Origin of the sequence: Pseudomonas sp. FSL W5-0299, from assembly GCF_005930655.1 — a bacterium.
Taxonomy (GTDB): Bacteria; Pseudomonadota; Gammaproteobacteria; order Pseudomonadales; family Pseudomonadaceae; genus Aquipseudomonas; species Aquipseudomonas mandelii.
Genome location: NZ_RXHX01000003.1, coordinates 158364 through 183345, shown reverse-complemented (window position 1 = coordinate 183345; position 24982 = coordinate 158364). Strand labels below are relative to the sequence as shown.

Below are 24982 nucleotides of genomic sequence, written 5' to 3'. Positions count from 1 at the left end.
ACCCATGACCCGTTCTGTTCCTGTAAACGCCGACGATCTGGAGCGACTGCATAATCGATCGTTCGAGGAAATCGTCATCGGCGAGTCCGCCTCTCTGGAGCGCACCCTGACAGCTCAAGACATTCAGCTGTTCGCACTGGTCTCGGGCGATGTGAACCCGCTGTACGTCGATCCGGAATTTGCCGCCACCACCCACTTCAACACTGTTTTCGCCCATGGCATGTGGGGGGGAGCGTTGATTTCGGCGTTGATTGGTACGCAGTTGCCAGGGCCCGGTTCGGTGCCCTTGGGGCAAACCCTCAAGTTCCTTGCCCCGGTACGCATCGGTGACACACTGACGGTCTCGGTGACGGTTACTGCTCGCGACGTAGCGCGGTATCTGCTCACGCTGGCCTGTACCGGCATCAATCAGGAAGGCGTGGTCGTGCTGGAAGGTGAATCCCTGGTCCACGCGGCCGGCGAGCATATCGATGTGCATCGAGCCAGCCTGCCGGGCATAGAACTGCGCCACAGCGCCGACGGTCTGAATCGTTTGTTGCAAGCCTGCCAGACGCTGGAACCGATCCGCGTTGCGGTGGTACATCCTTGCGACGAGGTGAGTTTCGAGGCGGCCCTTGATGCCCGCGATGCAGGGTTGATCGACCCGATCCGGATTGGCCCAAGAGCCAGACTCGAAGCGTTGGCGGCCAAGGGCGGCCACGACCTTTGCGGTCTCACCATTGAATACGTGCCCCACAGCCATGCTGCCGCCCTGCGCGGTGCGCAAATGGCCCGTGATGGTCTAGTCGAAGCGTTGATGAAAGGTAGCCTTCACACCGACGAATTGATGTCCGCCGTGGTGCCGTCGTCGGCGCTACTGCGTACCAAGCGGCGCATCACCCACTGCTTCGTGATGCAGACGCCTTTTTATCCGCGCCCCTTCATCATCACCGATGCAGCGATCAATATCGCGCCGGCGTTGGTCGACAAAGTGGACATCGTGCGTAACGCCATCGATCTGGCACATATCCTCGGCGTCAGTAATCCCCACGTGGCGATTCTCGCTGCCGTGGAAACGGTGAATGCCAACATGCCCGCCACCCTTGATGCCGCAGCGCTGTGCAAAATGGCTGATCGCGGCCAGATCACTGGCGCGGTCCTTGACGGGCCGCTGGCGTTCGACAACGCCATCTCCCTGGCAGCGGCGCGTATCAAGGGCATTCACTCAGCTGTTTCCGGTAAAGCCGACATTCTCGTCGTGCCTGATCTGGAAAGCGGCAATATGCTCGTCAAGCAACTGGAATACCTGGGCGGTGCCTCTAGCGCGGGTATCGTGCTTGGCGCCAAAGTGCCGATTGTCCTGACCAGCCGCGCCGACTCCGTTGAATCGCGCATCGCGTCCTGCGCCATCGCCGCGCTGGTCGCCCATCACTATCGGGTCACCCCGCCATGAACGACACGGATAACGGTGAAGTGATCCTGGTCCTCAATGCGGGGTCGTCGAGCATCAAGTTCGCCCTGTTCGACGCCACCTGCAGCCCTTTGGCTCGCACACCACTGTGGCGCGCAAAGGTCGACGGCATCACGGGGCCAAACTCGGTGGTCAGCGAAAACGGCGGCGACGATCAGCCACTGACCCTCGATGCAAAACATCCTTATCACGATGCCCTTGGGTATATTCGTGAGCGGTTGCGAACTCAACTGGTAGGCCGTTCGATCAGGGCCATCGCCCACCGCGTCGTGCATGGAGGGATTAAATACTCCAAACCGGTATTGATCGACACGCAGGTGCTGGCCGACCTTAAAAGCTACATCCCGCTAGCCCCGTTGCATCAGCCCTTCGCACTGGAGGCCATCGAAACGCTGCTGCAAACCCACCCCGACCTGCCACAAGTGGTGTGTTTCGATACCGCCTTCCACCAGACCCTGCCAGACGTGGAGAAAATCCTGCCGCTGCCTTGGTCGGCCTGGGAAAGCGGCTTGCGCCGTTACGGGTTTCACGGACTGTCCTATTGCTATCAATCCGTTGCGCTGGCCGAACGTTATGGCGATCAGGCGCGCGGCCGAACGCTGGTCGCGCACCTGGGCAGCGGTGCCAGCCTGTGCGGTATGCGGGACTTGAAAAGCGTCGCCACCACCATGGGTTTCTCAGCGCTGGACGGTTTGATGATGGGCTCCCGCTGCGGGGCGCTGGACCCTGGCGCGGTGATTTTCCTGATGGAAATCTGGAAGCTGAGCCTGGAGCGGGTCAGCCATATTCTGTATCACGAGTCTGGCCTGCTGGGAGTTTCCGGCATTTCCAGCGACCCGCGCGAGTTGCTCAAAGTCGAAGCCACTGAGCCTCGCGCGGCCATGGCCCTTGCGTTGTACCTGCGCCGGTTCATCCACGAAGCCGGTGCCCTTGTCGCGGCACTGGGTGGTCTGGACATGCTGGTGTTCACGGCAGGTATTGGCGAACACAACGCGGCGATTCGCTCTCGTATGTGCGCTGGCCTGCAGTATCTGGGCGTCGAACTGAACGAAACGGCGAACCAGGCCAATGCTTCAGTGATCTCGACCCCGGCCAGCCGAGTCAAGGTGGTGGTCGAGGCCACCAACGAAGAATGGGTCACGGCGCTCGATGCCCTGCGCCTGACAGAGCCAGCCAATCAGCAAGCTCGATCCGCCCCGCGCCTCATCCCCTGAAGGATTCGATGGCTCGCCGACAAGCTCAAATGAGGTGCCGATCGTGGGGCTGCCCCGGGCAACAAGGCGCTCTACGGCCTGACATCAGTTTTGTGCGCTTTGAGGGCGACCGCCACCGCCATCGCGTAAAAACTTCTTGAGTGAGGTCAGCGAACGGGTATTGAGCACATCGTGTTTTTCCAGCCAGGCTCGACGGGCCTGAGCGACGCCGTAGCGCAAATAGGAAAAATCCGCGGCGCGATGGGCGTCCGAATTGATGCTGATGAGCACGCCTTGATCCTTGGCGTATTGGCACTGAAGGTCAAACAGATCCATGCGCTGGGGCTGCGAGTTGAGTTCCAGGCAGCAACCACGCTCAGAGGCTGCCTTGATGATTGCAGGCAGGTCCATGCTCAGGGGCGCGCGTTCATTGATCAACCGACATAGGGGATGTGCCAGTACGCTGAAGTAGCGATGATCCATGGCCCTGAGCAGGCGTTGGGTTTGTTGATGCAGCGTCAAGCCGAAATGACTGTGGACGGCGCCCACCACCAGGTCCAGGCGCCCCAGAATGTCATCTGGCAGATCCAGGCGACCGTCTTCGAGAATGTCGACCTCAACGCCCTTGAGCAAGGTCATGCCTTGCAAGCGGGCGTTGAGCGCATCGATCTGGTCGATTTGCTTCAACAATCGATCAGTGTCCAGGCCATGGGCCACCCTGAGGGACCGGGAGTGGTCGGTAATCGCCAGGTATTCCAGTCCGGCGTGCTGCGCCGCAAATGCCATCTCTTCCAGGCTATTGCCTCCATCCGAGTCACGGGTATGAGCATGCAAGTCACCTTTGAGGTCGCTCAACTCAATCAGCCTCGGTAAACGACCTGTCAGTGCCGCCTCGACTTCACCGCGATCTTCGCGCAGTTCCGGCGTGATCCATACCAACCCCAAGGCCTGATAAACCGCCACCTCGGTGGCACGGGCCACGCATTCTTCGGCCTTGAACACCCCATATTCGTTGAGTTTGAGCCCCAGCTTCCGGGCCCTCTGGCGAATCGCGATGTTATGCGCCTTGCTGCCAGTGAAATACACCAGAGCGGCGCCAAATTGCGCCGGCTTTACAATGCGCATATCCACTTGCAGGCCTGAGCCCAGCACGACGCTGGCACGCGTGCGCCCTTTAACCAACACGGTGGAAATCTCCGGGTGCTTGAGCAAGTGTGCCGTGACATTCACAGAAGGCGCTGCGGCCACGAGGAGGTCGATATCACCGACAGTGTCGCGCATGCGACGCAGGCTTCCGGCCACCGTCGCTTCCTCGATACCCGCAAGCTGCTGCAAGTATTCGATCAGACGGTGCGCTACGGGCTCGACAAACGCCAGCGGCAAACGGCGATCGCTTCCAATCCCCTTCTGCGCGGCGCTCAACAGCCGCGTTTCCATCTTTTCGCCGAAACCGGGCAGATGGCGAATGCGCCCCTGTCGAGCAGCCTCGCATAACTGCTGCGCGGTTTCGATCCCCAGATCGTGATACAGGTGCCTGACGCGTTTGGGGCCCAATCCGGCGATGGACAACAGTTCAACCAATCCGGGCGGCAATGTCGAACGCAACCGCTGGCGCAAAGCGCAATTTCCAGTGGTAACGATTTCGTTGATCTTGCCTGCCAGATCAACTCCAATACCGGTCAGTTTGGGCAGTGGTTCGCCACGCGCGATGATCTCTGCCAGCTCAAAGGTCAACGCCCTCAAGGTGCGCGCCGCATTACGGTAGGCCCGGATCCGAAAGGGGTTGGCGTCATCGATTTCCAGCAGATCAGCGATTTCGTCAAAAACCTCGGCAATTTGATCATTGCCAATCAGCCGCCTGTCCTTGAGCGAGGCCGATAGCCAGTCTGGTAACGGTTCCTGAGGCGCTACGGCGGTGAGCTTCATGGCAGTGCCCGTCCAGTGAAATGAAGAACGCGCGTTTGAGCGTTGATTCGTATTGCACGTCTTGACTAACAGGTCGGGCTTTTTCCCGCGCGATTCCTCAAGCAGTGACGATTTTACGAAAGCGGCAATATGCAAGCTCGCCACGGTAGCCGAGTTCAGCGCTAAATGCCGGTGAGGCACATGCTGTGCGTGTTTTGCGATCAGCCGACCCAGTGAATCTCCGGCGCCTTGTGCGAGACCGGTGCAGGCGCCGATTTCGGATGGCCAACGATAATGGGCGCCACTGGCGTCCACTCGGCAGGAAGGCCCAGTGCATGCTTCCCCTGCGGCGTATCAAGAAAACGTTGGGCGAAACCGATCCAGCAGGTACCCAGCCCGTCAGCGTACGCGGCGAGCATCAGGTTTTCGGCAGCCAATGCGCAGTCTTCGACGATCCACTGACCTGGCGCGCTCCCCGAAATAAGGATGAGTACTGGCGCGTGGTAGAAGATGTGAAAGTTTTCGTCATTGAGTAACGAATGGAAGTGCGCGGAATGGGGGCCAGCGGGCATCGTCTTGAGCATGTAGGCCTTTGCTTCTCGCGAGATCCGATCCAGCACTGCTTGGTCTCGGATCACCGTGAACGTCCACGGTTGTTGGTTGACCGCGCTGGGCGCCTGGGCAGCGGCATTGATCAAACGACGAATGACATTTTCATCAACGGCTTCTGTCGTGTATTCACGCGTGGAGCGCCGGCCGGAGATTGCCTTGTCGATGTTCATGAGTGCATACCTCAAGGTAGGTCATTTCATAAAGTCGTCCACTCACGCAGACCTGCTGCTGATTTAAATCAGATCAGGGCGGAACCGGTGGCATCCGACGATTCGATCGGCTCACCGTTTGAGTGGCAAACAATGCGCGACGGCGCTACTGCCCGGAATCTTCACCCCTTGCGGATCGAAGGCTCGGCTTCGCCGGATTTCGCCTTTTGCCCCAGATAGGCGATGAGCTTGTCCAGGGTGTCCACGTGTTGGTAATCGCTTTCAGGAATTGCTATTCCCAGGCTCCGATTCAGAGCCTCGATGACACGAAGCCAATCCATGGAATCCAGATCAACCTCTTCGCGCAGTGACCGATCAGATCGCAACTGCTCGATTTCAAGTTCCGGGGCAATGCCTTTCAAGGCTTTCAATACTTCATCGCGGATCATTTGCGGGTTCATATGCCCTCTCCTCAAAGCGCCTCTGGCGTCTGCAGCAAACGACGAACTTCGCCCAGAAAACGTGCGCCGTAATGACCGTCGCTGACTCGATGATCGGCGGACAAACTGCTAATGACAGTGGGCATGACACACAGCTGGCCCTCTTTCACCCAGGGCCGCTCACTGATACGACCGAAACCGACCAAGGCAACCTGGGGCGGATAGATCACCCCCAATACGCTGTCCACGCCCTGATCGCCGAGTTGAGTGACCGTCATGCCGGCGCCTCCCAGCTCGGAGCTGCGCAGGGATCCGCTGCGGGCGCGCTCGACCAGGCTGGCCAGCTCACTCATCAAATGAGTCAAGGATGTGTCCGCCACATGATGCAGCACCGGGGCGACCAGGCCACCCTGGCGCAAGGTGATTGCCACCCCAAGGTCGGTATCGAGTGCGAGCTTGAAGGCGTTATCCAGCCAGAAACCATTGAGCTGCGGATAGTCGCGCAAGGCCAGCGCCACTGCTTTGAGCAGCAAGACGCTGGGCAGCAGGCGCTCTTGAAGTGTGCTTTGCGCATTGTGTGCCTGCAGCCAGGCCATGGCTTTATCCAGGGCGATGGTTTCGCTGAGGTAGTAATGGGGAATCTCGCGTTTTGAACGAGTCATGGCCGCCGCAATGGCGTGCCGCATGGCCTGGTCGGGGTCCGGCGGGTGCGCCACATGAGCGGCTGCCTCGATGTCCTCCAGGGTAACGACTCCCTGTGGCCCATGGCCTTTCACATCAGCGGTGCTGACGCCTAGCTCGGCAGCACGCTTGCGCGCCGCGGGAGATATCCGCGGGCGTCTGCCGGACGATGCCTGCTCTTCGATCAGCAGCGGCGCCGCCGTCGTTGTTCGTCGCGCACTGTGCGGATCTTCGCCCGGTTCCAACAACCGGGCGATGGTGGTACCGACCGGGACTTTGGCGCCGATATCGATCAGCAGTTGCGACACTGTGCCCTCATGCCAGCACTCGACATCGATGGCGGCCTTGGCAGTATCGACGACGGCAATCACCTGGCCCGGCTTGACCGCATCGCCCGGGTGGACTTTCCACTCCAGCAACGTGCCTTCATCCATATCAGCCCCCAGAGAGGGCAATTTGAATTCGATCATCGTTTACCTTCCTGGCCTGATACTTGAATACGCCACGTCATTGCGCTCACCCTGATGTCCCCCGGCACAGTTCATGAGCGGCCGCGACGATCGTCGACACTTGTGGCAGGGCCGCCTCTTCCAGATGCCGGGGATAAGGTATCGGCACTTCGGCGCTGCACACCCGTGCCGGCGGTGCATCCAGCTCGAAAAAGCCTTGTTCTATGATCCGTGTAATGATCTCGGCGGATAGACTGCCGCTGCGCCATCCCTCATCGACCACCAGGGCCCGACGGGTCTTGCAGACAGAAGCCATCAAAGTCTTGTCATCCAGAGGGCGCAGGACACGCAGGTCGATGACTTCGCAATCAATGCCCTCCCCGGCCAGTAACTGCGCAGCCTCCAAGGTCTTGCCGAGTGTGCCGCCGTAAGTGATCAGGGTCAGGTCCTTGCCGGTTCGGCGGACCTTGGCGGAGCTGATGTCCACCGTCTCCCACTCGCCCGCATCACCCTCCAGGTTGTAGAGCTGGGCGTGTTCGAATATCAGCACCGGGTCCGGATCCAGTAGCGCTGGCCAGAGCATGCCGCGTGCATCTTCGATGGTCGCCGGCGCCAGGATTTTCAGCCCGGGAATATGGGCGTACCAGCCCTCCAGGCTGTGCGAGTGTTGCGCCGCAAGCTGGCGTCCGGCGCCTGTCGCCATGCGCACAACCAGGGGCACGGAGAACTGTCCACCGGACATGTGCCTCAAGGCAGCAGCCGTATTCATCAACGGATCGAGGGCGAGCAGACTGAAGTTCACGGTCATGATTTCGACAATCGGCCGCATGCCCCCCAAAGCCGCCCCTATACCGGCTCCCACGAAACCCAGCTCGGACAATGGCGCGTCTCGAATGCGCTCGGGGCCGAACGCCTCAAGCAATCCCAGGGACACGGCATAACTGCCGCCGTAGCGACCGACGTCTTCGCCCATCAGGAATACCCGTGGGTCCCGCTGCAGCGCCTCACGTATTGCCTCGCGCAGCGCCTCGCGATAGCTCATACGAATGCTCATGGCGCCGCCCTTGGGGTGTAGACATCGCGAGACAAATCCTCGAGTGGCTCCAGGCTACCGCTTTCGGCATAAGTAACGGCGGCTTCCACTTCAGCGTCCACCTGGGCGAGGATCGCCAGAAATCCGGGTTCGTCCAAAAGGCCCTCGGCCTTAAGCTGTGCACTGTACGTATGGATCGGCCCATGGGTCTTCCATTGCTCCACCTCGTCCTTGTCACGATACAGCTGTGGGTCGAACATCGAATGGGCGCGAAACCGATAGGTGCGAAACTCCAGAAAAAAAGGCCCACGCCCCGCACGGATGTGTTCAACCGCATCACGAGCGGCGTCATACACCGCGATCACGTCCATGCCATCGACGGACCGGGTATCGACTTTGTAGGCCGAGGCTTTCACACACAGGTCCGTTTGCGACTGCGAACGGTCCAGGGCAGTCCCCATCGCATAGAGGTTGTTTTCACAGCAAAACAGCATCGGCAGTTGCCACAATGCGGCCAGGTTGATGGACTCGTGGAAAGCCCCTTCCGCCATCGCGCCTTCACCAAAAAAACAGGCTGAAAGACGCGCTCCACCTTGCATACGTTCAGCGAGTGCCAGACCCACCGTCAGTGGCAAGCCACCCGCGACAATGGCATTGCCCCCGAAGAATCGTGTCGTGGCATCAAACAGGTGCATTGAGCCGCCGCGCCCTCGCGAACAGCCTTCCTGGTGCCCATACATTTCGGCCATGATTGCTTTCATGGGGACGCCCTTGATCAGGGCGTGGCCATGTTCGCGATACGTCGCGACCACCGCATCGTCGGCTGCCAGTGCATGCAGAACGCCGACTGCGACCGCTTCTTCACCGATGTACAGGTGCAGAAAGCCACGAATCTTGCCCTCCCCGTACAACTCGCCAGCGCGCTCCTCAAGACGACGGATACGCACCATGTCCCGCAGCAGCTCGAGAGCAATGTCCTGGGACCGCGGTGGGAGGCTCATGGCGGGCTCTCCATGCTGGAAGTGTCGCCTTCAGGCAAACCCAGTTCCCGGGCCTTGAGCAGACGCCGCATGAGTTTTCCGCTACGGGTGTGCGGAAGCACTTCCACAAATTCCAGTTCCTTGGGCGCAACGACCGCCCCGAGGCGCTTGCGTCCATGACCGAGCAACTCGTCGTGCAGGGCCTGGCTGGCAGTGAAACCACGCTTGAGTGAAACAAAGGCTTTCACGGTTTCACCCAACAGCGGGTCGGGCTTGCCGATCACCGCGGCCTCGGCTACGGCCGGGTGTTCCATGAGGGAGCTTTCAACTTCGAACGGACCGATCAGGTGACCCGCCGACTTGATGACATCGTCGCTGCGACCAATGAACCAGTAGTAACCATCGGCATCGCGACGCACGAGATCGCCGCTCAGGTACCACTCACCGACAAAGCAGTGACGATAACGCTCCTCCTGCCCCAGGTAGGTACGGAACATGGCAGGCCATGGCTGTTTCAAGGCAAGGTCACCGACCTCGTTGTCACCCAGAAACACCAGTCCGCCCTCTTCTGCTCGAACGACAATGGCCGCCTCGACACCCGGCAGCGGCTTACCCATGGAGCCTGGTTTGATGGGCATGGCAACTGTGTTGGCAATCATGATGCCGCCGGTTTCGGTCTGCCACCAATTGTCGTGGATCGGCAGCCCAAGTACCTCTTTGCCCCACCAGACAGCCTCGGGATTAAGCGGCTCGCCGACACTGGCAATAAACCGCAGACTCGGAAAACGATGGCCGCGCGCCAACTCCGCCCCCGCTTTCATCAGCAGGCGAATGGCTGTCGGGGCGGTATACCAGACCGTCACCTGTTGCTTCTCAAGTATCCGGTACCAACGCTCGGCATCGAATTCATTGCCCTCGACCACACTGGTGACGCCCAGCAACAACGGGGCAAAGATCCCGTAGGAAGTGCCGGTCACCCAACCCGGATCGGCGCTGCACCAATAGACATCTTCGGGGTGCAAGTCCAGGGCGTATTTCCCGGTGACGCGGTGGGTCAGCGCCGCGCCATGGGCATGCAACACGCCTTTCGGAGTGCCTGTCGTGCCGCTGGTGAAGTGTAAAAGTGCGGGGCTGTCGGCGGTCGTATTGGCAACGGTGAAGGCTTCCTCTGCCTGCGCCAGCAGCTGATGCAGATTGAGCGTCCCCTCGATCTGCGCCGTATCGCCACCGTTTTCGTCGTACAGCAGCACATGTTTGAGGGCCGGCAAACGCTCGCGTATGGCCGCGACCTTGCGCCGGTAGAGGGTTTCGCTGGTCAGCAACACACTGCCTTCGCCAAGACGCATACGGGTTTCGATGGGCTCCGGGCCGAACGCACAGAACAAGGGCGACACCACGCAACCGAGTTTCAGGCCACCGAGCACCCCCAGATACAGTTCCAGCCCTCGGCCACAGAGTACAAATAGTCGCTCGCCGGGCATCACGCCCAGCTTTTTCAATACATTGGCAAACCGGTTGGTCAGGATGCTCAGTTGGGCGTAACTGATGTCGCCACTACCCCCGTTGCGATCAAGAATGCGCAATGCCGTATGCCGTCGACGCGCCCCTTGCGCATGCCGATCCACGGCTTCATACGCCAGGTTCAAACCGCCGCCCGGCAAACCGGCCAGCGCATTGGCTTCCACCTGCCAGGAAAAGGCCTCCCGAGCTTGCACGCTATCGAGCCAATTCGGCGCTAACGGCAAGTTGGCCAGGGTTTTCTTAATGATCGCTGGATGCATGATCGCCACCTTGAGTCGTCTTTGGTCCGTCCCTAGACCGCCAGGACACTGCAGGGCACCTGATACAGAATATGTTCGGTCGTGCTGCCCAGCAGTTTCTCCACCCCGTGGTACTGGACTCTGCCCATCACGATCACATCTATGTTGTGCTTGTTGGCGAACTCGCTCAGCGCCGAAACGGGATGTCCCAGAATGAAATGTCGACGGTTAGCAGGCACACCGTACCGACCGGCGAGTTTCAGAAACGATTGTTCCAGCTCTTTGCGCAGCCCCTTGGTCAGCTCCGACAGTTTCAAGCCACCGCCCAATTCCTCCAGGTAGTCTTCCGTAATGTCATAGGCATACAGCAGGTGCAACTCGGCATCACACTGTATGGCGAGGCTGGAAGCCTGGTGGATAATGCGGTCATTCAACTCACTGTTCTCAGGCCCACCCGCCGAAGCATCAACCGCCGCCACAATCCTGCGCGGCAGGACATGGTGAGCCTCGCCCACCAGATAAACCGGTACCGGACAGTGGCGCAGCAAGTGCCAGTCCAGCGGGGTGAAAAACGTGCGCTTGAGCGCTGATTCTTGCTGGATTTCCTTAATCAACAGGTCGGGCTGCAACTCCTTGACGTGATCCAGGATGTCTTGCTCCATGTCATCAGCCCACGCCACCTCGGTGGTCACCTCGATCCCTCTGCCACGCAGAAGTTTGGACTGGTCCTCCAGCCAATCGTGATGGTCCTGCAGGTAACGCTCCCGAGCCTTTTCCCGGTCGCCTTCTTCGAGCAGCGACAACAGTTTCAACGCAGGAATCAACGTCGCAATATGCAAACGTGCACCGCTGGCCCTGGCGAGCGCTGCTGCATGGTCGATTGCCGGAGAATGGCGCAGGGCCAGGTGGAGGATGAGTAACAGTTGTTGATACTGGCTCATGGTCTGACTCCAGGCAGAGGGTTCAACGCCTGCCGTTGGCCTCGTAGGGCTCAGCCGTTGCGTCCACGCCGGACCAAGCACCAGCGCTGATTCAGGTTGCTCCGCTGGAAAGTGCCTGACGTTGATAAATATCAACTACCGGCGTGAGCCCCTATAAGAGGAGCAGCCTTTCATTCCACCGTACTTGATCAATATCAATCGGAGCGGGCCTTCCCTTCTCCACACTGCCGAAAAGTCCGCAGACGACGTGGAGGTGAGAATGCACACCCTGCAAGACGAGGTCATAGCCTTTCTCTCCAGGCCGTCGAGCTATGGCGCGTCAAACCAACCCGTGGAGCGTATCGAGACCCATGGTTCGGTGATTTTTCTGCATGCCAACCGCGCCTACAAACTCAAACGCGCCGTGGCGTTTGCCGAGCTGGATTTCCTCAGCCTGGAAAGCCGCAAAAACGCCTGCGAGGCAGAGTTACTGCTCAATCGACGGACTGCGCCGACGCTGTATTTGAGCCTGTGTCCGATCAATCGCCAGGCGAATGGCCAGTTGGCGCTCAACGGTTGCGGACCAGCGGTTGACTGGCTCGTGGTGATGCGCCGCTTCGCTCAGGATCGGCTGTTTGACCGTATGGCCGTTGAAGGACGTCTGACTGAACCGATGATGGAACAGTTGGGGGCTGAGATCGCCCGCTTTCATGCCAATGCACCCATCACTCCTTCTTACGGTCACATCCCGGACCTGTATGAAGAAATCGAGAAAAACCATCGGGAAATGTCTCGCTACCCACCCATCCTCGATTTCGCGACAGTCACCGCGATTGCTCATACCTCCCGGACCCTGTTGGAGTCGTTGACCGGCTGCCTCGAAGATCGCCGCCGTGAGGGCCGCGTTCGCCGTTGCCATGGTGATATGCGCTTGGCCAATATCTGCCTGCTCGACGGTCAGCCCACCCTCTTCGATGGCATCGAGTTCAGTGACCGGCTTTCCTGCATCGATGTGCTCTACGACCTGGCTTTTGTGCTGATGGACCTGCAACACCATGGCCTGAACAGGTTAGGTGCTCGGCTGTTGTCCAGTTACCTCAACCACAGTGATGTGCAGGAGGACTGCAAACCCTTGGCGTTTTTCCTTTCTTTGCGGGCCGCCACGCGCAGCTTCTCCCTTGCGGGTGCAGCGCTACGTCATGCCGATCCGGCCAAGCGATACGAGAAAAAAGAAAAAGCTGTCCAGTTGATGCACCAGGCACTGAGTTACTTGCACGGCGAAAACCCGATTCTCAATCACCTGGCGATGTCTGAGGCGGCCTCCTATACATGACGTTATCCACGATGGGCGTTTCACTCAGGGAAAGGAGCCTGGGCCGGTGATTCCTTTTCCGGAATATCCGTCATGGTCGCCTCGGTCAGCAGCAAGATACTGGCGACTGAAACAGCATTTTCGAGGGCAATACGCACCACCTTGGTCGGGTCAATGATGCCGGCTTCGTACATGTCGACATAGCAATTGGCAGACGCATCGAAGCCAATGTTCCCAGGTTCGGCGAGCATGCGCGCAACCACGACGCCGGCATCCACTGCCGAATTTTCAGCGATGAGTCTGGCCGGAGCTTCCAGCGCCCGGCGAAGAATCTGCAGGCCGATCCTGGCATCGCCCTCATATCGGGCCTCTTCGGCCGCGATAATCGGGACGGCCTTGAGCAACGCAAGACCACCCCCCGGCACAATGCCTTCGGCGATCGCCGCCCGGGTCGCTGAGATGGCATCATCCAGCGCATCCTTGCGCGCCTTCATTTCAGCTTCGGAAGGCGCCCCGACCCGGATCACCGCAACACCGCCAGACAGCCTTGCCAGTCGTTCCTGAAGCTTTTCACGGTCGTAATCGCTGGTGGTACTGTCTAGTTGCGCACGGATCTGCTGCAAACGCGCCTCGATGGCCTCGCGCGTACCGGCGCCCCCTATCAGCGCCGTGCTGTCTTTTTGCACCACGACTCGATGTGCACGTCCCAACTGGTTCAGTTCCACCTGTTCCAGAGTGACGCCCAGTTCGCTGGAAACCACCGTTGCCCCCGTCAGAACGGCCATGTCCTGCAGCATTTCCTTGCGCCGATCACCAAAGCCCGGAGCCTTGATCGCCACCGCTCGCAGAACACCGCGTATCTGGTTGACGACTAGCGTGGTCAACGCCTCACCCTCGATATCGTCCGCGATCAAAACCAGTGGTTGCCCGCTTTTAGCCACGAGTTCAAGCAAGGGCAGCAAGTCTTTGAGTGCACCGATCTTATGGTCACAGAGCAGCAAGTAGGCGTCATCGAGTTCGACCTGCATCTTCTCGGCATCGGTGACGAAATAGGGTGAGACATAACCCCGGTCAAACCGCATGCCTTCCATGACTTCGACCACTGTTTCGGTGGTCTTGGATTCCTCGACACTGACGACGCCTTCAACGCCGACCTTTTCCAGAGCGTCTGCCACCAGTTGACCGATGACGGCATCGTTATGCGCCGACAGCGTGGCGACCTGGGCCTTTTCCTTGGGGGTGCTGACCGGACGTGACTGGGCGGCCAGGGATTCGACGACCAACAACAGCCCGCGATCCAGGCCGCGCTTGAGGTCGATTGCACTGGCGCCCGCGACGACGTTACGGATGCCATCGGCCAGGATTGCATGGGCCAGCACCGTTGACGTACTGGTCCCGTCCCCTACCGCATCGCCTGTGCGTTCGGCCGCCTGACGCAGCATTTGCGCGCCCAGGTTTTCCTCGGGGTCGAGCAAGTCAATGCGTTTGGCGATCGTGACGCCATCATTGCAGACCGTCGGATTGCCCCATTTACTCTGGATCAGTACCGATTTTGATTTTGGCCCCAACGTCACTCGCACGGCGTCTGCCAACTGTGTGGCGCCACTCAGGATTTTCTCGCGGGCTGCAGCACGAAACACGATTTTAGTGTGAGCCATCAGGGTGTTCTCCTGGCCAGTTTTACAACAAGTGCGTTTTGGCAGCTTCTATGAACTGGCCCGGGCGACGTTGACTTTTATCAACAAACTCACAACGCCACCGCGCCCCAGACCGCCCAAACAATGCGCGCACCGTCGGGATGACCGACTGTCAGTTCACGTCCCGGAATTGACAAAGATCAATTCGCGCAGCAAGAAACAGAGTCCAAATGAGGGTGTGTGTTCAGCAGGCTGAAAGCAGAAGGGATCTGTTTTTCAGTCACGGTTTCACGGCTACAGGTGAGATCTTTTCCCATTTGATGCGCGAGGAGAAAAGCCATGGACAAGTTTCAGCAGAGTCAAAAAAGCAAGCTGTTCAAAACATCCACTCATGACCCCTATTGCTCGCAGCGGGTTGAAGGTTCAGCCATCTGCCCGCAGTGTGATGCGGTCTATCAAGCCGGGAACTGGACTTGGAAACACCCTGAAAACACGGTCATTCATGATGCGCAAACAGTGACGTGCCCAGCCTGCCGACGCATCGATGACAACATGCCAGCGGGGACGCTCACGTTATCGGGCAGCTTCTTGCTCAAGCATCGAAATGAAATCATCAACCTGATCAAAAACACCGAAAAAAAGGAAAAGGCCGAGCATGCCCTGGAGCGCATCATCGGCCTTACCGACTCAGCGGCTGCTCTAATCGTGACCACGACCGGCATCCATCTCGCGAATCGCCTGGGCCATGCACTGGAAGCCGCGTTCAAAGGGAACTCTGATTACCGGTACGGCGATGATAAGTATGGCTTGAGCGTCAACTGGACACGTGACGAATAGAACCGGGCGCGGTTGTCTCAATATGGAAAGTTGAGGGGGATCAGGACACCCAGCTCACCTTCTTGTGCTTCCAGAAGGAGTACGACCATGGCCATCAATGAATCAGCCTCGCCGAATGCAACCAACCTTAAATCGATCAGCCATAGCAGGGCGTTGTTTTTTGAAGCCGACCGTTTGAACGATCAAGCCTACACATTGTTGAACGAGCCCGTTTCGGCGCAGACCATCCATAAATTTTCTGACGCGAAAAAACGGGCGGATGAAAAATACCGACAAGCCTGGCAGGAATGGTTGCATACCAGGGACAAGAACAACCGATGACAGCACGTGAATGCTGTTGGGTCAGCAGCGTGGCCAGCCGCGGCATGGCGTCAGGCGTCAGCGATCAATCGGGCTCGATTGCACGCTTTTCCGAAACCGTGCTGAGCGTTTCGGCGTTCTCGTTGTTACGCCGGACGTTGGGGCTGAGCCAGACGCAGACACTGAATAATCTTCCCTACGTGTTACGCGGCAAACTGGCGGGCGGCTTGTTTGGAACGGTGCGCTTCGTCGACACCGGAAAACTGCGCTTGCCGAGGTCGATAGCCACGGTCATACCGACAATGAATATCCCCTGTGGGAGCGAGCCTGCTCGCGAAGATGGAGTGTCAGTCAATACACGGTTTTCCGACACACCGCATTCGCGAGCAGGCTCGCTCCTACAGGGGTGATGCTGTTCAACCAGTGACGGTTATGCGGTGAAACGGACGCCGGGCCTGGCGCGCTCGTCGACGCTCAACTCGAACACATCCGGGCGCGCGTAGTGACCGACCACGTCGTAGTCATAACGCGCGCGGACCAGGTCGTCGGTGTCGATTTCGGCGGTGAGCAACCCGGCCCCGTCACGCAACGGCCCCGCCAGAATGTCGCCCATGGGCCCGACGATCACACTGCCGCCCGCAATCAGCGGTCGATCCGCCGGCCAGTTGGCAATCTCCACGCCCAGGGCTTGCGGTGAATCCTGAACCTGGCAAGCGCTGACCACAAAACAACGGCCTTCATGGGCGATGTGGCGCATGCTGACCTGCCACATCTCGCGCTCATCCACGGTGGGCGCGCACCAGACCTCGATGCCTTTGGCGTACATCGCGGTGCGCAGCAGCGGCATCATGTTTTCCCAGCACACCACCGCGCCGATTCGCCCGACCTGGCTGTCGATCACCGGCAACGTCGAGCCATCGCCCTTGCCCCAGATCAATCGCTCAGTGCCCGTGGGCATCAGTTTGCGGTGCTTGGCGACCAGGCCGGCCTGCGGATCGAAATACAGCGCCGTGCAATGCAACGTGCTCCCCGCGCGCTCTATCACGCCGATGACCAGGTTGGCCCCGGTGCGCGCCGACAACCCGGCCAGGGCGTCGGTTTCGACCCCGGGCACGTCGATGGCGTTGGCAAAATAGCGGGCAAACGCTTCGCGACCTTCCGGCAGTCGGTAGCCCAGCTGAGTGCCGAACGTCTCGCCTTTGGGATAACCCCCGAGCAACGCTTCGGGCATCACCACCAGCGCGGCGCCGGATTCGATAATCGCGTTTTCCCAGGCAAGAATCTGTTCCAGGGTCTCGGTCTTGCCGCCGGGCAAGGCGCCGATTTGTAACGCTGCGACAATGGATTTTGGCATGGCGATCTCTCCGAAAGCGTTGAGGTGTTGCCCATTCTCATGCGCCACGGGATCATGAATAAAGCCCGACTCACTGCTGAATGATATGAGCCAAATGAATATCGCCACTGTTGACCTCAATCTGCTCAAAGTTTTCGAAGCGCTGCATGAAGAGTCCAGCGCCAGCCGTGCGGCGTTGCGCCTGGGCGTGACGCAATCGGCCGTCAGCGCGGCGTTGCGGCGACTGCGCGAGCTGTATGGCGATCAATTGTTCGTGCGCACCGGCCGTGGCCTGGCACCGACGCTCAAGGCCAATCAGTTAAAACCGGTGGTGAGCGATGCGCTGAACAAATGCCGTCAGAGCCTGGCAATGGTCGATCCGGCGGCCAATCATTACGACGGGCGCTCGGTCACGGTGGGGTTATCGGATGATTTCGAGGTGGCCTACGGCCGGCGATTGATCGAGGCCATTGCGCGCAGCGCGCCGAAGTTGCGCCTGATCTTTCGGCAAACCCACAGCCAGATCGTCGCCCAGGCATTGATGGAACGCAGCATTGATCTGGCGATCACCGCGGGCGGGTTCAGCGAGCGGTTGCTCAGTCGTCAGGTGCTGGGTGAAGGCAGTTATTCGTGCCTGGTGGATCCGCTCAGCCTGGCCCCGGGGCAACAGACTCTCACGCTTGAGGAGTTCGTCGCCCGCGAGCACATTCTGGTGTCGTCCGGCGGCTTTATCGGGATCACCGATGAGGGGTTGGCGGCGCTGGGGCTGAGTCGGCGGGTATGCGCCTCGACCACCCACTTTGCGGCGTTGCCACACTTGCTCAAGGGCAGTCAGGCGGTGGCGACCATTCCGGCCCACGCCGCTCAAAGCATCGCGACGCTCTGCGGTCTGGCGCTGCTGCCCTGCCCTTTGGCGTTACCGCGCTACCCGATCGAACTGGGCTGGCGCACCAGCACGCAGCTCGATCCGGTGGTGTTGAAAGTGCGCGAGGCCATTGTCGCGAGTTTTGCGTGAAGGCAGGCCTTACTTGGCGGCCATCAAGCGATTCACTTCACTGCGCACCATATTGGCGAATTCCGGGGGCGACATGGCATCAAGTTCGGCACGAACCCATTCAGCCCATTTGCCTTTGCGCTTGGCGCGTTCGCCAAACAACCGCGCGGCCTCGCCCTTGGATTTGCCAAGGTTGCTTTGCCAGAGGTCGAACAGACGGGATTTCTCATCTTCAAGCGCTGCGCGCTCAGCCAGGGGTTTGTCGGCCAGATTGAAGCTCATGGGAGTTACCTGCTGCGTAAAATAGGCGACATCTTACACTGTAGGACGAAATATCCGACTCGGGATTTTTCCTTGGCGTACAGTCAATACGCAAAGTCGCTGCAACTTTTTCAGTTGCCGCAGACTCCATTGTTCACTGCCCATTTACCTGCAAGGAGTACCCAATGGCCCGGAAAACCGCCGCACAAACCGCCGAAGACCAGATCAAGGATCAGGCATTCAGCGAACTTCAGGCACTGATCGAAGAATCGGAAAAACTGCTCAAAAGCAGCGCTTCTCTGGTGGGTGAGGAAGCCGAGACCCTTCGCGGGCAAATCTCTCAGAAACTCCAGCAGGCCCGGGACTCGGTCACCAGTGTTCGTGACCGCACCAAACCGGTGGTCGACGCGACGGAGACCTACATCGGTGGCCATCCATGGCAAACCGTGGCCATCTCCGCCGGGTTCGGCCTGGTGGTCGGGTTGCTGCTGGGCCGCCGTTAAACAGAAATACATCGAACCTGTAGGGGCCAGGCTTGCTGGCGAAGGCGATTTCAAATGCGCCTTCGCCGGCAAGCCTGGCTTCTACAAAAAACGTTTCAGAGCCCTGCCAGTTCTCGCAGGTTTGCCAACGTCTGAGCGTTCAGCTGAATGCCTTGAGCGTTGGACTGAGCTCGCTGGTGGTGACGTCGATCACCCGGCAGGCGCTTGAGCCCTACGCTGTGCATCTGACGCACCAGTTCCTGGCTGCGTTCGGCGAAATTCTGCCCGGCGGCCTTGCTCGGATTGATCACGATCAGCAGTTGGCCGGTCCATGGCGTTTTGGCTCCCGGATGGTTCTTCCAGTCGAACTCGAAGGAGAAATTGCCGCCGGTCAGGGCCGCCGCCAACAATTCGACCATCATCGACAGCGCTGAACCCTTGTGCCCACCAAACGGCAGCAGCGCGCCCCCCTCCAGAATCGCCTTCGGATCCTCAGTCGGCTGGCCAAGGCTGTCCACGCCCATGCCTGCCGGCAAGCGTTCACCTTTTTGCGCGGCAATCTGCACATCGCCATGGGCGATGGCGCTGGTGGCCAGGTCAAAGACAATCGGCTCACCGTCAGCCCGGGGTGCGGCGAAGGCGATCGGGTTGGTGCCGAACAGCGGCCGGTCGGCGCCGTGGGGCACCACGCACGTCATGCTGTTCACTACGCTCAGCGCCACCAGCCCTTCATAGGCAAACGGCTCGACATCCGGCCACAGTGCCGCGAAATGATGGGAGTTGCGGATCGCCAATACCGCAATCCCGGCGCTGCGGGCCTTTTCCACCAGCAGAGCCCTGGCGGCCGCCAGCGCGGGTTGGGCAAAACCGTTAGCCGCGTCGACCCGGACAAACCCCGAGGCGACGTCCTCGACCACGGGCACGGCCTGGCCGTTGACCCAGCCGCTCTTGAGTGTCGAGACATAACCTGGAATACGAAACACGCCATGGCTGTGGGCGCCATCGCGTTCAGCGCCGGCGCAGTTCAACGCCAGGGTCTTGGCGACATCGGCGGAGGTGCCATGGCGCAGGAAAATTTGCTCAAGCAATACAACAAGCGCGTCGAAATCGAGCGATGGGGTGGTCGAACTGACGGCCACTTCGGGCGTTGCGGTCATCTGAAGCTCCAGTTTTATTATTGAATACGGGCACCAGGGGAATCGAGGTTGCTCGGCAACCAACAGCAGACGTCGATTAAGCGCTGTTGTACCGGCGTCCTGTCAAGTCTCGAGCACCTGATCGGCTCAAGCAATATGTACCGCACCGAAGCACTCCGCTGACCTTAATGTTTTTCCTCAACCAATAGCCTGCGATGGCCACTGATCGCAGCCAATGAGGAACATCCATGACCACCCCCGCTGAGCCCTATTTTTTCGACGAGGCTGAACGCGCATCCAATGCCAGACAACCCGGTGAGCGCGAAAACACGCTGAATTTCACCCTCGACGACCTGAAATGGCTGAAGCACGTGTATTTGGCCACCCACGCTGCCCGCGTCGCGCAAAAAGAGCCCATGCAGGCCTGCCGACTGTTGTTGAAAGTAACCGGCAAAACAGACATTCCATTGGCCGGAGCCTTTGCCCTGAGCCGGCCCGAAAATGGAGAGGTCATCCTTTACACACCGTGGAAAGGCTTGATCAAGTTTGCCGATTTGGCCGACCTCAAAAGCAAACTCAAGGAATGGCTGACGCAGGCCACAGGCAAACGCGAGCTGTTGCGCTTTCTCTCCATCGAACAACGCAGCGCTTTACCCGCCGCCACCGTTCCCGACATTGCCACGAAAGACATCGAAGGCGCGGTGTTCCAGGATCAGCAACTGACCCTCGATCACAATCAGGAACAGAACATCAAAGCGATGAAGGCTGAGCTGCTGAAGACGCCAACCCTGCAATCGATGCTCGATGACACCCTCAAGCACGCGTTGCACAAGGCATTTCCCGCGCTGGACCAGCGTCTGACCCGGCTCAAGAGTTTCGTGAAGACCGTTTCAGCCTTCGACGGCAACGAAGACCTGCACACCATTTCCTCGATCCCTTTGAGCGATGCACTTCTGCACTTCTATCTGACCAACCAGTGGCCCACCGGCGATTCAAGAGTCTTCGCCAATCCCGAGCACAGCGTCAGCAACGACGCGGATAACCTGACGTGGGAAAGCGCGGTGAAAGAAATCGCGCAGAGCTTCACGCCGCACTTGCACAGCCTGCTCGCCTTGTTCTGGAACACATCCATGAGCACAGGCCTTTCACGCTTGGCGTTTTTCACCGAGGGCCTGCGTGACACCTTTCACCTGAAACTGCTGCACCAGCGCCAGAACGGTGGTTTGACCACGCAGGAATACCTGCGACTGATGAACGTCAGCCTCCCGCCTGACGCGCACGACCCTCTTCGCATCGAGAAAATACGGGTGACCGCACCCTTCAGGCATTTTGCGGAGCTGGCCTCGACCTTGATGATCGGAGGCACCAACACCCTGGGTTTTCTGTACTCCCCTTCCCGAGGCATCGAAGCGACGAACAATCTGCCGGCAGTCAAAAACATCGTGCTGGAGATGATGAAAACCGAAGGGCATGAAGACACCTTGCTCAACTTCATGTCGCTGGACGAACGCGCCACCTTTCTTGCTTTGGAGCCGGTTGAGCGTCTGATTGAGGGCAAACCGATCGTTGGTCCGGTGTTCAATCACTTGATGGCCGACATCCTCGGCAAGCAACGGGACAACCTGTCTCATGCGCTGAGCCGCTTGCGCGAAAGTGAAGGTACGCTCGACCCCCATGCCTTGCTCGACAGTGCACTGGATGTCCGGGGATTGATCGATGACCGTCTGCTGGCCTCCGACCCTTCAGGACGCTGGAGTACACGCGTGGACCGGCGCCTTGGCGCGCAACCGGCCACCGTCCGCGCCGAGTCGGCCAAGGAGGAGTTGTCGCGGCTCGATTCCGTCGAACAGGCGCTCGATCAACTTCTGGATAAACACCCGGCCATCTCCACGGCAACCCGCTCGATCACTGACGCTGAGCGCGTCCTGAGTGGCTCCGTGGCCAGCTTGCAATCGACGTTTTCTCATACGTTGTCAACGGCATTGCGCAGTGAACTGAAGCTGCGTGCCGTCACCCGCACCTTGAGTACAACGGAGCAGGCAATCATCAAAACCGTGCTCGACAGCCCGATACACCTGCAGCGAGCGGCATTGAACGGCTTTCTCCCGGACGTGTTTTCCCTGGCGCTGAAGGCCGGCGATGCAACGGATCCGTTGAAGCTGGCCAGCTGTTTTGTCCTGACTGAACGAGGCGGCCAGGATCCGGTGCATTCGGGCAAGGCGATTGTGTGGACGCCTGCGTTGGGGTTTGAAGCGTTCAAAGGGCTGACGCCGTTGCTGACCGAACTCGGTCGACGCCTCGCCGACGTCAACCATCGCTCAATGCTGCTGGAGAACCTTGGTCGCAGCGAGCGTTTGCCTGGCCGGACTTACACGTTGGCGCCTCTGCAGCGGGTCTATGGGCATTTTCTTGATTACCTGCAAAAACCTTATGTGCACCTCGATGAGCCGTGCCTGACCGATGCGCTGGCAACAAAACTCTCCGCAACGCCACTGACCCATCTCCTGGATCTTGTCTCGCTGCGTAAACCGATGACAGGGCTTGACCGTCCGATGGACATTGCACAATCCCTGACCACCCGGCAAAAACTGCCGGCATGGCTGGCCCAGGCATCCGTCAGAGAGCTGATTGTGCATGCCGAGCTGCTTCAGCAATACGTCGATAATGTGAAAGACGACCAGGATTACCTGACCGGCCTGCGGTCACTGCAACGCACGGCGCACCATGGCCTTGAGAAACAACTCAAGGCGGACGGCTTCAACATCGACCCTGACACTGTCCGGGTGCAAATCAACGCCCGCCCGACATCCACGGCCCACACCCAAACCCTGACCGACTTTGCCTTGACTCATCTCAAGTCGCTGGACCCACTCCATTTCAAACTGGTATCGCTTGATAGCACCGTGATTCCCGAGGGGATGAACGAGCGCTACATCAAAGAGCTGATCCGCAACCTGAAACCTGGCGACCATCAACAGAAAATAGTGAACGACGCCCTGGCCGACACCCCGGCAAACGCAGAGCGCCGCAAGCGCTTCTACACACAATTGCCCTGGCAATTAATGCATTACGCCCACGCGGAAAAACTTCAGGAGCGCCTGAGCGAGACCGGGTTTGATCTGATCCGGCAAGTCATGGACATGCCCGACGCCCTCGCCCGCGCGGCGGTCGACGGTGCCCACGCAATCATCCGTCCGCTTGAGTTCCTGGGTATCAGGCAGGCCCAATCGATCAAAGTGCCCGGTGTCTATCTGATCGGCTCGACGGCGGATCGCACTGGAGCGCAGGTGCTGATTGCGCCTCACAGCCCTGGGCACGGGGTGAAAGAATATGAAAACGAAGCCCAGCTGCTGACAGAACTGAAGACCCGCGGACCGCTGCTCGACTGGCTACTCCTGAATCTGCAGAACCCTGACCGGACGCTGCTGGAAACCCGGATGGCGACCCCCCATCACCGCGTTGCCAGAGCCACGTCGTCGAACATCACCACGCTGGCTTCCCATCCGATCAAGGGGAACCTGTTCAAACACCTGCTCAATGACAACGTCGCCTTGCTGGGCCGATTGCTCGGTTGCCAGTCCGATGAGCGAAAACAAGGCGAATGGGCAACCATCAAGCATGTGCTGGGCGAAGACCTGCACGAGGCCTATACATTTTTCATGGGCAAGCTCGCCTACCCGGAGACGGTGTGGCGCAGTTACCGCGACATCAAGCAATCTGCCGAAGACCTGCAAACCCATCGGTGGGGAGCCGCCGTAAAAGCGTTCATCAGCGGCGTGGCCGAACTTTCCACGCTGCGCCAGACACTGGGGGATTCAACGCTGCTGTCGTCGGCACCGGCCCTACCGGCACCGGAAAAACCCGATACCCGGCTCAAATGGCAGGATATCGATGTCACGGGACCCGAACGCACGAAACTCGCGCGCCACGAAAGCATCAACGTCGATCTGGGTTCGCTGACTTCAGACGCCACGCTTGGGCTCTACACCCACCCAACGACAAAACAGCACTACGGGCCGGTTGAAGGAAAGGTGTATCCGGTCATCAAGCGCGGCAGCCGCTGGCGCATCGGCGACACACGCGAGCTGGGCCCTCATCTGCGCCAGAACGAATCGAAGCAATGGTTGCTTGATGGACGAGAGTCGGTGCCTCGCTTCAGTCTGTTCGGACGCCTGGAGACCGCGAGATCGGTGTTTGATGGCATGAACGTCGATGCCTCGGGCATGTCCCGTATCCGACGATTGTTTCCACAGAAGGCCCGTCAGATTGACGAAGCGCTGGACCTGGCAACGACCTACGCCTGGAACAGCTACCGAAACCTGCAACAACTCAAATCCTCCGACGAGACCGTCACGCCCGTGCATCAGCTCATCATGGATTTCCTCGGTGTGCAGCATGTGCTGCCCGCACATGTCGAGCAGCTTGAAAAAGTCATTGGCGACGTTTTCGCAGCGTTGCTGGAGCCGTCACTGAGAAAACCGAAGTCCAGTCGTTTTGCCGTCGGCAGGCTGACCGAAGACGCCCAAAACACGTTTGCCTTCATTGTCGCCAAAGACAAAAACCGCAGAATCCACCTTGCAGAAAGATTCTTCGACCTTAGATTCGATCACTACCGTCAACACCTGACCGACGCGGCCTTCCCGATCGACACCCATGCACGGGCGGTGACGTTGATACATGAGTTGTCGCACATGGCCTGTCAAACCGAGGACATTTCCTATCTCGATCCCGGCAGGCCGTTCACTGACTTGATTGGAACAGCCACCCCGCTGGCCACAGAGCTCAAACGTGCGTTGACCCACGTGCAGAAAACGGCGCTTTCGATCCAGACCCCTTATACCCGGCTGTTCATGACCCAAGATCCTGATACCGGTGTGTGGGAAGATCTGGGCAGTAACTCCGACAAGGAATCCGATCGGGTGAAGGACCATATCCTGGCGTTGACTGGCGCAGAAAACCTCAGCGGAGCCCGCGAAACGTTCAAGAAAAACCCGCTGGTCAGGCTGACCGTACAGTTGGGCAACGCCGACAGTGTGGCCTGGCTGGTCAGTCATCTGGGCCGTGAACTGCACGTCAGTACGCCCTGATGTCAAAAATAATTCTCATTTGATGGTTAAT

General features: G+C 59.2%; 20 protein-coding genes and 1 pseudogene. 9 read left to right on the top strand and 12 right to left on the bottom strand.

The window, feature by feature from the left end:
- Nucleotides 1-4 precede the first annotated feature (4 nt).
- Entirely contained in the window at nt 5-1432 is a 1428-nt protein-coding gene (locus FHL16_RS06430) for a bifunctional enoyl-CoA hydratase/phosphate acetyltransferase (protein ID WP_077747774.1), read from the top strand.
- On the top strand, nt 1429-2664 hold the full coding sequence (locus FHL16_RS06425; RefSeq protein WP_077747773.1) for an acetate/propionate family kinase: 1236 nt from the start codon (nt 1429-1431) through the stop codon (nt 2662-2664). The genes FHL16_RS06430 and FHL16_RS06425 overlap by 4 nt, the downstream gene beginning before the upstream one ends.
- Nucleotides 2665-2748: 84 nt before the next feature.
- Here the strand turns inward: FHL16_RS06425 and polX are convergent, their stop codons facing one another.
- The 8 genes from polX to FHL16_RS06385 all read right to left on the bottom strand — a co-directional run bounded on the left by polX (nt 2749) and on the right by FHL16_RS06385 (nt 11593).
- Nucleotides 2749-4569, bottom strand: coding sequence for a DNA polymerase/3'-5' exonuclease PolX (gene polX, locus FHL16_RS06420; protein WP_077747772.1), 1821 nt, complete (start codon nt 4567-4569; stop codon nt 2749-2751).
- 200 nt (nt 4570-4769) lie between these two features.
- Nucleotides 4770-5330 (bottom strand): nitroreductase family protein, encoded by a 561-nt coding sequence (locus FHL16_RS06415; RefSeq protein WP_077747771.1) that lies wholly within the window; start codon nt 5328-5330, stop codon nt 4770-4772.
- Between the two features lie 161 nt (nt 5331-5491).
- Nucleotides 5492-5770: an acyl carrier protein gene (locus FHL16_RS06410; protein ID WP_010460623.1), complete on the bottom strand. Its 279-nt coding sequence runs from the start codon at nt 5768-5770 to the stop codon at nt 5492-5494.
- 11 nt (nt 5771-5781) lie between these two features.
- On the bottom strand, nt 5782-6900 hold the full coding sequence (locus FHL16_RS06405; RefSeq protein WP_077747770.1) for a dihydrolipoamide acetyltransferase family protein: 1119 nt from the start codon (nt 6898-6900) through the stop codon (nt 5782-5784).
- A 46-nt stretch (nt 6901-6946) separates the two neighbouring features.
- A complete protein-coding gene (locus FHL16_RS06400) occupies nt 6947-7933 on the bottom strand; it encodes an alpha-ketoacid dehydrogenase subunit beta (protein WP_077747769.1) in 987 nt (328 codons plus the stop codon).
- Nucleotides 7930-8913, bottom strand: a complete 984-nt coding sequence (gene pdhA / locus FHL16_RS06395; RefSeq protein ID WP_077747768.1) for a pyruvate dehydrogenase (acetyl-transferring) E1 component subunit alpha — start codon at nt 8911-8913, stop codon at nt 7930-7932. Before pdhA ends, FHL16_RS06400 begins: the two co-directional genes overlap by 4 nt.
- Nucleotides 8910-10673, bottom strand: coding sequence for an acetate--CoA ligase (acsA, locus tag FHL16_RS06390; protein WP_077747767.1), 1764 nt, complete (start codon nt 10671-10673; stop codon nt 8910-8912). Before acsA ends, pdhA begins: the two co-directional genes overlap by 4 nt.
- A 32-nt stretch (nt 10674-10705) precedes the next feature.
- Complete coding sequence (locus FHL16_RS06385) at nt 10706-11593, bottom strand: universal stress protein (protein ID WP_077747766.1); 888 nt, start codon at nt 11591-11593, stop codon at nt 10706-10708.
- Nucleotides 11594-11852: 259 nt separating this feature from the next.
- Between FHL16_RS06385 and FHL16_RS06380 the strand changes: the two genes are divergently transcribed.
- Complete coding sequence (locus FHL16_RS06380; protein WP_077747765.1) at nt 11853-12905, top strand: phosphotransferase; 1053 nt, start codon at nt 11853-11855, stop codon at nt 12903-12905.
- 20 nt (nt 12906-12925) lie between these two features.
- Here the strand turns inward: FHL16_RS06380 and groL are convergent, their stop codons facing one another.
- Nucleotides 12926-14542, bottom strand: a complete 1617-nt coding sequence (groL, locus tag FHL16_RS06375) for a chaperonin GroEL (protein ID WP_077747764.1) — start codon at nt 14540-14542, stop codon at nt 12926-12928.
- A 318-nt stretch (nt 14543-14860) separates the two neighbouring features.
- On the opposite strand from groL, the gene FHL16_RS06370 reads away from it, so the two are divergent.
- From FHL16_RS06370 to FHL16_RS06360, 3 genes and pseudogenes are all read left to right on the top strand, one after another.
- Complete coding sequence (locus FHL16_RS06370) at nt 14861-15358, top strand: BCAM0308 family protein (protein ID WP_010460640.1); 498 nt, start codon at nt 14861-14863, stop codon at nt 15356-15358.
- Between the two features lie 87 nt (nt 15359-15445).
- Nucleotides 15446-15679 carry a hypothetical protein gene (locus FHL16_RS06365; RefSeq protein WP_077747763.1) on the top strand — a complete coding sequence of 78 codons (234 nt, stop codon included), beginning with the start codon at nt 15446-15448 and terminating at the stop codon, nt 15677-15679.
- 29 nt (nt 15680-15708) lie between these two features.
- Nucleotides 15709-15939 (top strand): annotated as a pseudogene (locus FHL16_RS06360) (LEA type 2 family protein); the annotation flags it as partial.
- 149 nt (nt 15940-16088) lie between these two features.
- Here the strand turns inward: FHL16_RS06360 and FHL16_RS06355 are convergent.
- Entirely contained in the window at nt 16089-17012 is a 924-nt protein-coding gene (locus FHL16_RS06355) for a carbon-nitrogen hydrolase family protein (protein WP_077747762.1), read from the bottom strand.
- 85 nt (nt 17013-17097) lie between these two features.
- Between FHL16_RS06355 and FHL16_RS06350 the strand changes: the two genes are divergently transcribed.
- Complete coding sequence (locus tag FHL16_RS06350) at nt 17098-18006, top strand: LysR family transcriptional regulator (protein ID WP_077747761.1); 909 nt, start codon at nt 17098-17100, stop codon at nt 18004-18006.
- Between the two features lie 9 nt (nt 18007-18015).
- Here FHL16_RS06350 and FHL16_RS06345 read toward each other — a convergent pair whose 3' ends face one another.
- Nucleotides 18016-18267 (bottom strand): hypothetical protein, encoded by a 252-nt coding sequence (locus FHL16_RS06345; RefSeq protein ID WP_010460650.1) that lies wholly within the window; start codon nt 18265-18267, stop codon nt 18016-18018.
- 164 nt (nt 18268-18431) lie between these two features.
- Here FHL16_RS06345 and FHL16_RS06340 point away from each other — a divergent pair, with 164 nt between their 5' ends.
- A complete protein-coding gene (locus FHL16_RS06340; protein ID WP_010460652.1) occupies nt 18432-18749 on the top strand; it encodes a DUF883 family protein in 318 nt (105 codons plus the stop codon).
- Between the two features lie 95 nt (nt 18750-18844).
- Here FHL16_RS06340 and FHL16_RS06335 read toward each other — a convergent pair whose 3' ends face one another.
- Nucleotides 18845-19885, bottom strand: a complete 1041-nt coding sequence (locus tag FHL16_RS06335; RefSeq protein WP_077747760.1) for an Ldh family oxidoreductase — start codon at nt 19883-19885, stop codon at nt 18845-18847.
- Nucleotides 19886-20112: 227 nt separating this feature from the next.
- On the opposite strand from FHL16_RS06335, the gene FHL16_RS06330 reads away from it, so the two are divergent.
- Nucleotides 20113-24951: a dermonecrotic toxin domain-containing protein gene (locus FHL16_RS06330; protein ID WP_077747759.1), complete on the top strand. Its 4839-nt coding sequence runs from the start codon at nt 20113-20115 to the stop codon at nt 24949-24951.
- Nucleotides 24952-24982 lie beyond the last annotated feature (31 nt).